The organism is Caulobacter sp. P4_E5 (assembly GCF_056401555.1).
In genome coordinates, this window is the sequence record NZ_JBFUJD010000072.1 from 17,568 (window position 1) to 29,069 (window position 11,502).

The 11,502-nt window shown below is 68.0% G+C and carries 11 protein-coding genes, 2 tRNA genes and 2 pseudogenes; 9 read left to right on the forward strand and 6 right to left on the reverse strand.

The genetic code is table 11. The annotated features are described in order from the left end of the window. Nucleotides 1–4 precede the first annotated feature (4 nt). The 3 genes and pseudogenes from mrdA to AC1DSO_RS19400 form a co-directional block, all read left to right on the forward strand. Nucleotides 5–2,026: a penicillin-binding protein 2 gene (mrdA, locus tag AC1DSO_RS19390; protein ID WP_477070368.1), complete on the forward strand. Its 2,022-nt coding sequence runs from the start codon at nucleotides 5–7 to the stop codon at nucleotides 2,024–2,026. Next, a complete protein-coding gene (rodA, locus tag AC1DSO_RS19395) occupies nucleotides 2,023–3,180 on the forward strand; it encodes a rod shape-determining protein RodA (protein WP_477070369.1) in 1,158 nt (385 codons plus the stop codon). Before mrdA ends, rodA begins: the two co-directional genes overlap by 4 nt. A gap of 34 nt (nucleotides 3,181–3,214) precedes the next feature. Then, nucleotides 3,215–3,313 (forward strand): annotated as a pseudogene (locus tag AC1DSO_RS19400) (hypothetical protein); the annotation flags it as partial. Nucleotides 3,314–3,335: 22 nt separating this feature from the next. Here AC1DSO_RS19400 and pip read toward each other — a convergent pair. Next, nucleotides 3,336–4,325, reverse strand: a complete 990-nt coding sequence (gene pip, locus AC1DSO_RS19405) for a prolyl aminopeptidase (RefSeq protein WP_477070370.1) — start codon at nucleotides 4,323–4,325, stop codon at nucleotides 3,336–3,338. Nucleotides 4,326–4,414: 89 nt separating this feature from the next. On the opposite strand from pip, the gene AC1DSO_RS19410 reads away from it, so the two are divergent. Together AC1DSO_RS19410 and AC1DSO_RS19415 are read left to right on the forward strand one after the other, a co-directional pair. Continuing rightward, nucleotides 4,415–4,675, forward strand: coding sequence for a low temperature requirement protein A (locus AC1DSO_RS19410; RefSeq protein WP_477070371.1), 261 nt, complete (start codon nucleotides 4,415–4,417; stop codon nucleotides 4,673–4,675). 44 nt (nucleotides 4,676–4,719) lie between these two features. Then, nucleotides 4,720–4,835: pseudogene (locus AC1DSO_RS19415) on the forward strand (hypothetical protein); the annotation flags it as partial. On the opposite strand, the gene AC1DSO_RS19420 reads toward AC1DSO_RS19415, so the two are convergent. Next, complete coding sequence (locus AC1DSO_RS19420) at nucleotides 4,832–5,863, reverse strand: alpha/beta fold hydrolase (RefSeq protein WP_477070372.1); 1,032 nt, start codon at nucleotides 5,861–5,863, stop codon at nucleotides 4,832–4,834. The pseudogene AC1DSO_RS19415 and the gene AC1DSO_RS19420 sit on opposite strands and share 4 nt — an antisense overlap. Nucleotides 5,864–5,976: 113 nt before the next feature. On the opposite strand from AC1DSO_RS19420, the gene AC1DSO_RS19425 reads away from it, so the two are divergent. Next, nucleotides 5,977–7,194, forward strand: a complete 1,218-nt coding sequence (locus AC1DSO_RS19425; RefSeq protein WP_477070373.1) for a multidrug effflux MFS transporter — start codon at nucleotides 5,977–5,979, stop codon at nucleotides 7,192–7,194. Here the strand turns inward: AC1DSO_RS19425 and AC1DSO_RS19430 are convergent. The 4 genes from AC1DSO_RS19430 to rlmB all read right to left on the reverse strand — a co-directional run bounded on the left by AC1DSO_RS19430 (nucleotide 7,185) and on the right by rlmB (nucleotide 10,946). Continuing rightward, a complete protein-coding gene (locus AC1DSO_RS19430) occupies nucleotides 7,185–7,562 on the reverse strand; it encodes a DUF423 domain-containing protein (RefSeq protein WP_477070374.1) in 378 nt (125 codons plus the stop codon). The genes AC1DSO_RS19425 and AC1DSO_RS19430 overlap by 10 nt on opposite strands. Before the next feature lie 10 nt (nucleotides 7,563–7,572). After that, complete coding sequence (locus tag AC1DSO_RS19435) at nucleotides 7,573–8,313, reverse strand: TerC family protein (RefSeq protein ID WP_477070375.1); 741 nt, start codon at nucleotides 8,311–8,313, stop codon at nucleotides 7,573–7,575. A gap of 117 nt (nucleotides 8,314–8,430) precedes the next feature. After that, entirely contained in the window at nucleotides 8,431–10,002 is a 1,572-nt protein-coding gene (stpX, locus tag AC1DSO_RS19440) for a stalk-specific protein StpX (RefSeq protein WP_477070376.1), read from the reverse strand. Between the two features lie 107 nt (nucleotides 10,003–10,109). Further along, nucleotides 10,110–10,946 (reverse strand): 23S rRNA (guanosine(2251)-2'-O)-methyltransferase RlmB, encoded by an 837-nt coding sequence (rlmB, locus tag AC1DSO_RS19445; protein ID WP_477070377.1) that lies wholly within the window; start codon nucleotides 10,944–10,946, stop codon nucleotides 10,110–10,112. Nucleotides 10,947–11,118: 172 nt separating this feature from the next. Here rlmB and AC1DSO_RS19450 point away from each other — a divergent pair. The 3 genes from AC1DSO_RS19450 to AC1DSO_RS19460 form a co-directional block, all read left to right on the forward strand. Further along, a tRNA-Tyr gene (locus AC1DSO_RS19450) sits at nucleotides 11,119–11,204 on the forward strand. A 95-nt stretch (nucleotides 11,205–11,299) separates the two neighbouring features. Beyond that, a tRNA-Gly gene (locus AC1DSO_RS19455) sits at nucleotides 11,300–11,373 on the forward strand. A gap of 52 nt (nucleotides 11,374–11,425) precedes the next feature. Then, a partial coding sequence (locus AC1DSO_RS19460) for a hypothetical protein (protein WP_245158267.1) occupies nucleotides 11,426–11,502 on the forward strand: 77 nt, incomplete at its 3' end.

Below are 11,502 nucleotides of genomic sequence, written 5' to 3' on the forward strand. Positions count from 1 at the left end.
GGCCATGAGCGAACCGTCCATCTTCTTCTTCGAGGTCAACGAGCGTCAGGGGGTCTTCCACCGACGCGCGTTCCTGCTGGGCGGTCTGACGGGCGCGGGCCTGCTGGCCCTGGGCGGGCGCCTGGCCCAGCTGCAGCTGGTCGAGGCCCAGCGCTATCAGAAGCTATCGGCCGGCAACCAGTTCAACTACCGCCTGGTGCCGCCGCCGCGCGGCCTGATCCTGGACCGCAACGGCGTGTCCCTGGCGTCCAACCGGCCCAACTTCCGGCTGATGATCAACAAGGACAAGGGCCTGGACGCCGAGGCCGTCATGGACGACCTGTCCAAGCTGGTCCCGATCGACGGCAGCCGTCGCGCCCGCGTGCTCAAGGAGCTGGAGCGCGCGCCCCGCAAGGCCCCGGTCGTGGTGATGGAGGACCTCTCGTGGGAGGAGTTCTCGCGCGTCAATATCCGCGCTCCGGAACTGCCCAATGTCACCGCCGACATGGGCGAGGTGCGGGTCTATCCGTTCGGCGGCGCCTTCGCCCACGTGATCGGCTATGTGGCCAAGGCCAGCGACCGCGACCTGACGGCCGCCAAGGACGACACGACGCAAGATCAGGAGCTGTTGCACAATCCCGGTTTCCGGATCGGCAAGCAGGGCGTCGAGAAGGCCTTCGATAAGGACCTGCGCGGCCACGCCGGCGCCACCAAGACCGAGGTCGACGCCCAAGGCCGCGTCGTGCGCCTGGATCCTGCCGGCGATGTGCCGCCGACACCCGGCAAGGCCATCCGCCTGACCCTGGACGCCGACATCCAGAACCGCGCCCTGGAGGTGATGGGCGAGGAAAGCGGCGCGATCGTCGTGATGGACATCCGCAACGGCGACCTGTTGGCCATGGTCTCCGCGCCCAGCTTCGACGCCAACCGGTTCGTGAAGGGCCTGTCCGGCCCCGAGTACAAGGCGCTGGCCGAATACGAGCGCAAGCCCCTGCTCGACAAGTCGATGACGGGCCTGTTCCCGCCGGGCTCGACCTTCAAGCCGACGGTCGGCCTGGCGGCTCTGACCGCCGGCGTCGATCCCGAGGTGCGCATCAATTGCGGCGGCAGCTGGTATTACGGCGGCCGGACCTGGCGCTGCTGGGAACCGCGCGGTCACGGCTCGCAGAACCTGCACGAGGCGATCAAGAACTCGTGCGACGTTTACTTCTACCAGACGTCGCTGAAGGTCGGCCCCGACGCCATCGCGACGGCGGCCCGGGCCATGGGGTTCGGCCAGCTGTTCGACATCGGCATTCCCGGCCAGAAGAAGGGCAACGTCCCCGACCGGGCCTGGAAGAAGCGGGCCTTCAAGAAGAATCCGGCCAACCAGATCTGGTTTCCCGGCGAGACCCCCAGCTATGGGATCGGGCAGGGGGCCCTGACGGTCAACGCCCTGCAACTGGCGGTGATGACCGCGCGCCTGGCCAACGGCAAAAAAGCCCTGAACCCTCGCCTGATCAAGTCGGTCGGCGGGGTGGAGCAGCCCAGCGGCGCGGCCGTGCCCGACCTGCCGTTCTCGCAGGAACATCTGGAATATGTCCGCGGCGGCATGGCGGCCGTGGCCAACGACGTGCGCGGCACCGCCTATCGCCAGAGCCAGCTGGGCCTTGGCGACGTGCAGATGGCCGGCAAGACGGGTACAGCCCAGGTGCGCAGCTATGAAGGGGTCAAGAACCGCAAGGGCTATGCCACCATCTGGCGCCTGAAGGACCACAACCTGTTCGTGGCCTTCGCGCCCTATGACGACCCGCGCTACGCCGTGGCGGTCATCATCGAGCACGGCGGTTTGGGCGGCGCCGTCGCCGGCGCCCCGCGCGCCCGTGAAGTCATGCGCGTGGCCCTGCTGAAGGACCCCGAGATTCGCGCCCGCATCGAAAAGCCCGCGCCGCTGCCTGAACTGGCCCCGGAAGACCTCATGGAAGGTGTCGCGCCGGAGGATCCGGTCGAGACGCCRCCGCCCACTTCGGACGCTCCGCCCACCCCGCCGCAAGGAGGCCCCCAATGACCCTGAGCGGCGGCCTGACCAGGCCCGGCGAACGCGACCGGCCGATCATCAAGTTCATGGAGGTCGACTGGACCTTCTGCCTGGTGCTGGCGATGATCGCCGGCGTCGGCGGGCTGATGCTGTTCTCGATCGCCGGGGCCTCTTGGGAGCCTTGGGCCGACAAGCATCTGCTGCGCTTCGGCGTCTATTTCATCATCATGATCGCCCTGGCCATGTGCGACCTGCGCTGGTGGTTCGCGGCGGCCTATCCGATCTACGGCATTGGCCTGGTGCTGCTGGTGGCCGTGGACCTGGTCGGCGACATCTCGCTGGGCGCCCAGCGCTGGCTGCAGCTGGGGCCGGTGCGCTTCCAGCCGTCCGAGGTGATGAAGATCGGCCTCGTGCTGGCCCTGGCCCGCTATTATCACGGCCTGTCGTCGGACAGCGCCCGGCTCTCGTGGCGGCTGCTGATCCCGGCCGCCATGATCGTGGTGCCGTTCCTGTTGGTCGCCAAACAGCCGGACCTGGGCACCGGCATCCTGATCGTCGCGACCGGCGGCGCGATCATGATGCTGGCGGGGCTGGACTGGCGGGTGATGGCGGCCGGCGCGGTCGCCGCCGTCGTCGCCATCCCGCCCTTCATCATGTTCGGGCTGCACGACTACCAGCGCAACCGGATCCTGACGTTCATGAACCCGGAGCAGGATCCGTCCGGCGACGGCTATCACATCCTGCAGTCCAAGATCGCCCTGGGCTCCGGCGGCCTGCTGGGCAAGGGCTTCGGGCTGGGCTCGCAGAGCCAGCTGAACTTCCTGCCGGAGAAACAGACCGACTTCATCTTCGCCACCCTGGCCGAGGAGTTCGGCTTCGTCGGCTGTTTCGGGGTGCTGTTCCTGTACGGGGCGATCATCTTCATGGCCCTGCRCATCGCCTCGATCAGCCACAGCCACTTCGGACGCCTGGCGGCGGCTGGGGTGACGGCGACCTTTTCGCTGTATGTGCTGATCAACGGCGCCATGGTCATGGGCCTGGCCCCCGTCGTGGGCGTGCCGATGCCGATGCTGTCGTACGGCGGCACCGTCATGCTGACGGTCATGGTCGGCTTCGGCCTGGTCCAGGCCGTGCGCGTGCACCGCTATACGGAAGTGACCAGCGGCAAGGGTTCGCTGATGTAGGGTTTGGCTGGCTCCAGAGCGCAAATCTCTTGTCATCCCGGGCGGCGAAGCCGACCCGGGACCCAGGGGCCAAGCGCACTGCGGCGGCCCCTGGGTCCCGGCTCTCCGCTACGCTACGGCCGGGATGACACGTGAATTTGCTTGAGCGGCAGGACCTAAGAAACCAGCGCCGCCTCGGTCGCTCGCACCAGTCCGTCGATGACGCCCGGTTCGGTCGAGGCGTGGCCGGCGTCCCAGATGATGTCGAAGCGCGCTTCGGGCCAGGCCTTGTGCAACTTCCAGGCGCTATCCAGCGGCGTCACCACGTCGAAGCGGCCCTGGACGATCCAGCCGGGGATATGCCGGATCTTGTCGATGTTGTTCAGGATCCAGCCATCTTCGTCGAAGAAGCCCTTGTTGGCGAAGAAGTGGCACTCGATCCGCGCGAAGGCGATCGCGAAGTCTTCTTCATTGAACTTGGGGGGACGGGCCTCGGGCCCGCGCAGCGAGATGGTGTCGCCCTCCCACTGGCTCCAGGCGGCGGCGGCTTCCAGCTGCACGCGGCGATCGGGCGCCGTCAGCCGGCGGTGATAGGCGGTCATCAGGTCGCCGCGCTCGTCCGGCGGGATCGGGGCCAGGAACCGCTCCCAGGCGTCCGGGAACAGCATCGAGGCGCCTTCCTGGTAGAACCAGTGCAGCTCGCGATCGGTCAGCAGGAAGATGCCGCGCAGCACCAGGCCGTCGACCCGGTCGGGATGCTTGATCGCGTAGGCCAGGGCCAGGGTCGAGCCCCATGAGCCGCCGAACACGGTCCATTTCTCGACGCCCAGGTGCACGCGCAGGCGCTCGATATCCTCGATCAGGCTCCAGGTGGTGTTGTCGTCGAGGCTGGCGTTCGGCCGCGAGCGGCCACAGCCGCGCTGGTCGAACAGGGTCATGCGCCACTTGGCCGGGTCGAAGAAGCGCCGCATGGTCGGATTGACCGCGCCCCCCGGACCGCCGTGCAGGATCACGCAGGGCTTGCCCCGCGGATTGCCGCATTCCTCGTAATAGATCTCGTGCGGGCCGCCCGTCTGCAGCCAGCCGAACGAGAAGGGCTCGACCTCCCGGAAGAGGCCACGACGGCCGACGGAACCCATGGCGGCGGCGGAGGCGTTACGATCCATGGCGCCGACCCTAACTTGGTTTGCATCCGCCTGTGAACGAAGGATTGAGGTGGGCTCGCGCCTTTCGCCCGGTTCTGTATGTTGCGCCCATGACTCAGCTAGCACCTGAAGACTATTCCGACGACGAACTGCTCGAGATGCTGAACCCGCTTCAGCTGGCCGAGCTTGACCGTCAGATTGGCGAGATGTTCGACGCCGAGGGCGTCGACCGCGCCGAGGCGCTGTTCGCCATGGCCAACGTCTATTCGCTGCGCGCGGCCGAGCGGGACGAGGTCTCGGCGCTCGCCATGCTGCAGCTGGCGGCCGCCATGCGCCGCCGCGCCGAGATCATGATCGCGGCGCGGAACTGAGCCGCGTCAGGTTCGGTATCCAGTTGAACTATGCCTCAATCTCTCGTCATCCCGGCCGCAGCGAAGCGGAGAGCCGGGACCCAGGGCAACCGCACTGCGCCGGCCCTGGGTCCCGGATAGCGCTACGCGCTTCCGGGATGACGAGAGTTTGAGGCTTTAGTCGCTTAATTGGCCTCGACCCCAGAGCGGAAATCTCCGGTCCAGCCAATCCAGCATCGCCGCGTTCACCTGGGCCGGCTTTTCCTGCTGGGTCCAGTGGCCGCTGTCTTCGATCAGCTCGCGTTCCAGGTCTTCGATCTGGTCGGGCATCCGGTCGGAAAGCGAAGGCGGCAGCACCACGTCGTGCTCGGCCATCAGCATCAGGCACGGCACGCCGTCGATCCGGCGGGGCAGGGGCTCGGCCTTCTCCCAGTTGCGGGTGAAGTTGCGGTACCAGTTGATCCCGCCGGTGAAGCCGGTGCGCTGGAAGGACTCGACGAAGAAGGCCAGCTCTTCCGCGCTGAGGAACTGCTGGGTGTCGGTCGCCGGATCGAAACGGGCCAAGCCGTCCTGCAGGGCCAGGCTGCGCCGCTCGGCGGGACGCCCGGAGAAGGCTTCCACCGTGCCGCCGGGCAGGCGCATGAAATAGCGCATCGTCCGCTCGACGTCCGCCGCCAGCTGGGCGTCGGCGACGCCGGGCTTCTGGAAGTGGACGATGTACATGTCCTCGCCGAACGCGCCGCGGAACATGGCGATCGGGTCCATCGGCAGGCGCGGCAGGAACGGCGTATTGAGGCCGATGATCCCCGCCACGCGGTCGGGATGCATCAGCGGCAGCTGCCAGACGACGATGCCGCCCCAGTCGTGACCGACAAAGATCCCCTTCGGCGCGCCCAGATGGTCGAGCAGGCCAATGAGGTCGCCGGTCAGGTGCTCCATGTCATAGGCCTCGACCGCCTCGGGGCCGGGAGTCAGGCCATAGCCGCGCTGGTCCGGGGCGATCACCCAGCGGCCGGCGGCGGCCAGGGCGGCGATCTGGTGACGCCAGGAAAAGGCCAGTTCCGGGAAGCCGTGGCAGAGGATGATCGGTATGCCCCCGCGCGGCCCGGCCTCGTAATAGGCCATGCGGATGCCGTTGATGTCGGCGAACTGGGGATCGGGAAGTTGGGGCGCGGGCAGGGGCGGAGCCTCCGGATGCTTGACCGTCATGACCGCTCGTCCTCCGCTTTCTTATGTGATTGCTGATCACCCTGGATCGCTCCACCCGCTTGGACAAGCGCCATTTGAGGTTTCCGTAGGGGCGAACCGGCGTAAAAGGTCTCATGATCGAAGCGCCACCGCCGCCCGCCGCCGTTCCGTGGCGCCTCGTCCTGCTGCTGGGCGCGCTGACGGCCTTCGGGCCGATGTCGATCGACATGTATCTCTCCAGTTTCCCGTCGATCGCCCGAACCCTGCAGACCGGTCCCGAGCAGACCCAGGCGACCCTGGCGGCCTTCTTCGCCGGCATGGCCATTGGCCAGATCGTCTACGGCCCGGCCTCGGACCGGTTCGGCCGCCGCCTGCCGCTGCTGGTCGGCATCGGCGTCTTCTTCGCCGCCTCGGTGGTCTGCGCCCTGGCCCCCAACATCGAGACCCTGATCGCCGCACGCTTCGTCCAGGCGCTAGGCGGCTGCGCCGGCCCGGTGATCGCCCGCGCCGTGGTCCGCGACCGTTTCAGCCACACCGACACCGCCCGGGTGCTGTCGCTGATGACCCTGATCATGGGCCTGGCCCCCGTCCTGGCCCCGCAGCTGGGCGGGGTCGTGCAGTTCTTCGCCGGCTGGCGCGGCGTCTTCTGGAGCCTGGTCGGCTTCGGCGCGCTGATCGGCCTGTGGGTCACGATCAGCCTCGCCGAGTCCCGCTCTGCCGAAACCGAGGCGCAGGCCCGCTCCGAGAATCCGCTGAGGGCCTATGTCGCCCTGTTCGGCATGCGCCGTCTGATGGGCTATGCGATCGCCGGGGCGCTGAACGGGGCGGTGCTGTTCACCTATATCTCCAGCGCGCCGGATCTGGTGATGGGGACCTATGGCCACACGCCGCTGGTCTTCAACCTGATCTTCGCCTTCAACGCCGTCGGCATCATCGGCGCCAGCCAGGTCAACCGCCTGCTGCTGCGCCGGTCGCTGCCGGACCAGGTGCTGAGCAAGGCCAGCATCGCCTCGATCGTTGCGGCCTTCCTGCTGACCCTGGCGGCCTGGACCGGCTGGGGCGGCCAATGGACGGTGCTGCCGCTCTTGTTCTGCGCCCTGTCGATCTATGGCCTGATGGGCGGCAACACCATGGCGGGGGCGCTGAGCGTCGATCCGCGCCGGGCCGGCTCGATCTCGGCCCTGATGGGCTCGGCCTCGTTCGGGGCGGGAGCCCTGGCCTCGTGGGCCGGTGGCCTGCTGCACGACGGGACGCCGCGCCCGGTGGCGGCCGTGATGTTCGCCTGCCTGGTCGGCTCGGCCCTGGCGATCTTCTTCCTGGCCCTGCCGGGCGCGAAGAAGCCTCAGGCCTGAGGCAGCGTAAAGCCCCGCCAGGCCATCAGGGCCCAGCCCGCCATGAACGACAGTCCGCCCAGTGGCGTGATCGCCCCCAGCAGGCGCGGCCCGCCCAAGGCCATGGCGTAGAGCGAGCCCGAGAACAGCAAGGTCCCGACCAGAAACAGCGCCGCGGCCAGGCCCATGCCCTTGGCGCCCGCGCGATGCAGGGCCAGGGCGGCGAACACCGCCAGGGCGTGGACCATCTGATACTGCGAGCCGGTGTGCAGCCATTCGATCGGCTTGACCTGCGTCAGGCCATGGGCGGCGAAGGCCCCGAACGCCACGGCCAGCAGGCCGCTGATCGCGGCGAGGCCCGTCCAGGTCCTGGGAGTCCACACCGCCATGCGCTCCGGCCTATTTATGCTTGTTGTGCCTGGCCAGCTCGTCCGGGCTGATGTCCAGCGGACCCGGGGCGGCGGCGTTGTAGGCGGCGGTCTTGTCCAGGTCCATGACCACGCTGCGGTGGCCTTCCCAGATCATGTGGACCGCCACGTAGAGCACGATCACCAGGCCGATGAAGCCGATCCAGCGGTGCTTGTGCAGCAGGTTGGCGATGGCGCTGGCGGCCAGGCCCATCAGGGCGATCGACAGCAGCAGGCCGAAGATCAGGATGCCGGGGTGCTCCCGCGCCGCGCCGGCCACGGCCAGCACATTGTCCAGCGACATCGAGACGTCGGCGATCAGGACCTGGATGAAGGCGGCCTTGAACGACTTGGGCGCGCGCGCGCGGGGCTCGGTGTTCGGATCGCCGTCGACGCTGGCCAGGGCGTCGGCCTGGTCGTGCGAGGCCTGCTCGCGCAGCTCGCGCCACATCTTCCAGCAGACCCACAGCAGCAGCAGGCCGCCGGCCAGCAGCAGGCCGATGACGCCCAGCAGCCAGGTGGTGATCAGGGCGAAGCTGATGCGCAGCACGACGGCGGCGGCCAGGCCGTACAGGATGACCTTCCTGCGGTCCTTGGGTGGCAGGCCACCGGCGGCCAGGCCGACGGCCACGGCGTTGTCGCCCGCCAGGACGAGGTCGATCATCAGGACTTGCAGAAGGGCCGTCAGCGGGCCTTGCAGGCCGCCCAATTGGGCCGTCAGAGCTTCGAACATCCGTTCTCAATGCGGTGACGCGCGCGACGATGCAAGGCGCAAAAGACCGGCGGGCGCAAAAGAAAAGGGCTCCGAGTCTCTCGACCCGGAGCCCTGCTTTCCTGGCTGGAACCCTGCCTAGTGGACGGGCTCCGGCTCCTTGTGGTGGGCGTCGTGACCGTGGTCCGTCGTCGCGAACGGGCTCACGTACGAGACGTGCTCGGCTGGCGCGTGCGGTTCGGGATGCGCCTCGGCGTGGAGGTCGTGGCCATGGTCGTCATGAGCGGGGGTGTCGCGCCCATGTCCTTGATCACCATGACCGTCATGACCCTGGTCGTGGTCGGTCTTGTGCTCGTCATAGACGTGCATGGCCGCCGCGCCCGCCGCCGCGCCGCCAGCGGCGGCGATGAACGGGTTCACATAGGAGACGTTGGCGCTCTCGGGCCGTTCGAACTCCATCTCGTTGCGGCCGTAGTCGGTCTGGGTGCGGTACTTGCGCTGGCGCTCGGCGCGACGGCGAGACGCCGCGGCGTTGCGCGAGACGCCGACCAGGATGATCAGGGCCAGCAGCACCAGGGCCGCGCCCAGCACGGTCTTGATCGGCGTGTCGCCGAGACCGGGCAGGGAGACCTTGCCGTTCAGCCCGCCAAGATCGAGGCGGCCAAAGCCCTTCTTGATCTGTTCCGGCGCGGCGGCGACCCGCTTGCTGATCTCGCCCAGGGCGAAGCCCTGCGGCTGCTTGGCGCCGTTCAGCTCGACGCCGAACTGCGACTTCAGCTGACCCTTGGCGTCCGGGCCCGGCTTGACCTGCCAGGCGAAGGTGGTCGGCTCGCCCGGCTTGACGACGGCGGTCTGACGGCCGTTCGGGGTGACCTCGTAGCCTTCGCCTTCCAGTTGGGCGTAGGCGCTGGTCTTCTTGGCGGCCTTGGTCAGGCCCAGCTTGGCGGCTTCCGTCTTGATCAGATCGCCCAGGGTGGCCGGCAGCGACAGGGTCACCTGGCCGGGCTGGTTCTTGGCCAGGCTTTCCCCAGCGGCCAGAACAGCGCCGTTGGTGGCTTCCGGCGCGACGGCGGCCTGCAGCTTCTCCAGCTTGGTGGTCGGCTTGCTGGCGACCGGCTTGGCGGCGGCCACGACCGGCGGCTTGGTCAGCGGCGTCGTCGGCTTGATCGGCTGGGCGGCCTTCACCGGCGCGGGGGCCGGAGCGACCGTCTTCGGCGTCACCGGCTTGACGTTGGCGACCACGACCGGCTTGGCGGCGGCCGCGTGATGGCTGACCGGCGGGTGATAGGTCGAGGTCGGGACCGTCGCATAGACGCGATGCGGCTTGGCCGTCGCGACACGATACGAGCCCTTCGGGTTCGGGATCGGCCGCATGGCCGTGACCAGGGTGCCGTCCGGACGGCGCCAGGTCTTCAGATGCGAATTGCGCGCGGGCGGCGGCGGCAGGGGACGCGAGGTCACACCGGCGTCGGCGCGCGCCTGGGTCGAGGTGTCGCCCACGGCGGCCGGACCACCCAGCAGACCGTCCTGGGCCTGGCTGGCGCTCGGCGGCGGCGGCGCGCCCATCAGGTCCGGCGTGCTGGACTCGGCCTGATAGTCGCTGCGCGGCGGCGGCGCGTTCGCCTGGTCCCCGGCGCTGCAGCCGGCGAGCAACAAAACGCCAGCCGCTGAAGTCGCCAAGGCGGCCAAGCGTACATTACGTCCAAACATCGGGTCCCCCGATCCCATGTCAGATTCCTCCACGAAGCGAGGCTCGCGGACAACTGTTCGCGAGAGAAGCACGAGCTTGCGACGAAATCAAAACGGTTAAGAGAGATTCACGAACTGGTTTCATCCTTCGCGCGAACTTTCGAGGCCTCGTAAAGGGCGATCGCGGCGGCGGCGGAGACGTTCAGGCTCTCGAAACCGCCTGGCATGGGGATCTTTCCCAGGGCGTCGCAGTGCTCGGCGACGAGGCGGCGGACGCCTTCGCCTTCCGAACCCAGAACGAGGACGGTGGCCTGGTGGTCGAGCACGGCTTCCAGGCTTTCCTCGGCCTCGCCGGCCAGGGCCACGGCCCGCCAGCCCAGGTCGGCCAGTTCTTCCAAGGCCCGGGAGAGATTGACCACGCGTGCGTGCGCGACCTTATCGACCGCGCCGACGGCGGTCTTGGCCAGCACGCCCGACAGCACCGGCGCGTGGCGGTCCTGCAGGATGACGCCGGTGGCCCCGAACGCGGCGGCCGAGCGGAAGATGGCGCCGATGTTCTGCGGGTCGGTGATCTGGTCCAGCATGACCAGCAGCCCCTTGGCCGGGGTCCCCAGCTCGGCGATCGACAGGGCCTCGGGCTCGTCGATCTTCAGGGCCAGGCCCTGGTGGACGGCGCCCTGCGGCAGCTGCTTGGCGATCTCCTGGCCTTCCATCACCTGCAGACAGGCCAGGCTCTGGAGATTCGGCGCGAGTCGTTTGGCGCGATCCGGGGTCGCCAGAAGTCGCTTCGGAGCGGGGCGAAGAGGGTTCGAAAGCGCCGCTTCGACGGCGTGAGTCCCCCAGATCCAGTCCTTAGCGTCGCCTTGGCCTCTCGAAAACTCGTTCGATTTCCGAGGCTTGGAACGAAAATCACGGCCTGGTGCAGAAGGACGTTTCCGGTCGTTGCGTTCGGAATGAGAGGACACTATAAGACGCGCTCCGATTTGGGGCCCCAAGGGTTTCTCGGGCCAGCCGGCGCTGCTCTTAGCACTGTCCGACACTGGCCTAGGAAGCTTTTGTTCCAGTTCGGCGTTCGGCGAATTCTCGTCGGTCGTCGAAACGGATAGGTCGCTTTCATCGGAGCTCCGTCGCGCGCTTGGGGGAATGTCCCGAGTGGCAAAGGGGGGGGACTGTAAATCCCCTGGCGTACGCCTTCGCAGGTTCGAGTCCTGCTTCCCCCACCACGCGCGCGACGAGCTCCGGCGACAAGCGACGGCGTCCCAGAGCCGAAAGACCGGGAGCCGATCGCGACCCCGCTAGCCCCGTTTTGGGTGATTGGGCGGGTATAGCACAATGGTAGTGCAGCAGCCTTCCAAGCTGAGGATGCGGGTTCGATTCCCGCTACCCGCTCCAGCTCCCCGAGAGTTATTCCCAACAACCAGCCGCCGGCGCGAAGGTAGAGACGATGGCCAAGGAAAAGTTCGAACGTAACAAGCCGCACTGCAACATCGGCACCATTGGTCACGTTGACCATGGCAAGAC

Excerpts from the sequence above, each read along its gene's own strand:
- pip (WP_477070370.1), bottom strand. The coding sequence starts at position 4,325 with ATGGATCGTAACGCCTCCGCCGCCGCCATGGGTTCCGTCGGCCGTCGT.
- AC1DSO_RS19410 (WP_477070371.1), top strand. The coding sequence starts at position 4,415 with ATGACTCAGCTAGCACCTGAAGACTATTCCGACGACGAACTGCTCGAG.
- AC1DSO_RS19420 (WP_477070372.1), bottom strand. The coding sequence starts at position 5,863 with ATGACGGTCAAGCATCCGGAGGCTCCGCCCCTGCCCGCGCCCCAACTT.
- AC1DSO_RS19425 (WP_477070373.1), top strand. The coding sequence starts at position 5,977 with ATGATCGAAGCGCCACCGCCGCCCGCCGCCGTTCCGTGGCGCCTCGTC.
- AC1DSO_RS19430 (WP_477070374.1), bottom strand. The coding sequence starts at position 7,562 with ATGGCGGTGTGGACTCCCAGGACCTGGACGGGCCTCGCCGCGATCAGC.
- AC1DSO_RS19435 (WP_477070375.1), bottom strand. The coding sequence starts at position 8,313 with ATGTTCGAAGCTCTGACGGCCCAATTGGGCGGCCTGCAAGGCCCGCTG.
- stpX (WP_477070376.1), bottom strand. The coding sequence starts at position 10,002 with ATGTTTGGACGTAATGTACGCTTGGCCGCCTTGGCGACTTCAGCGGCT.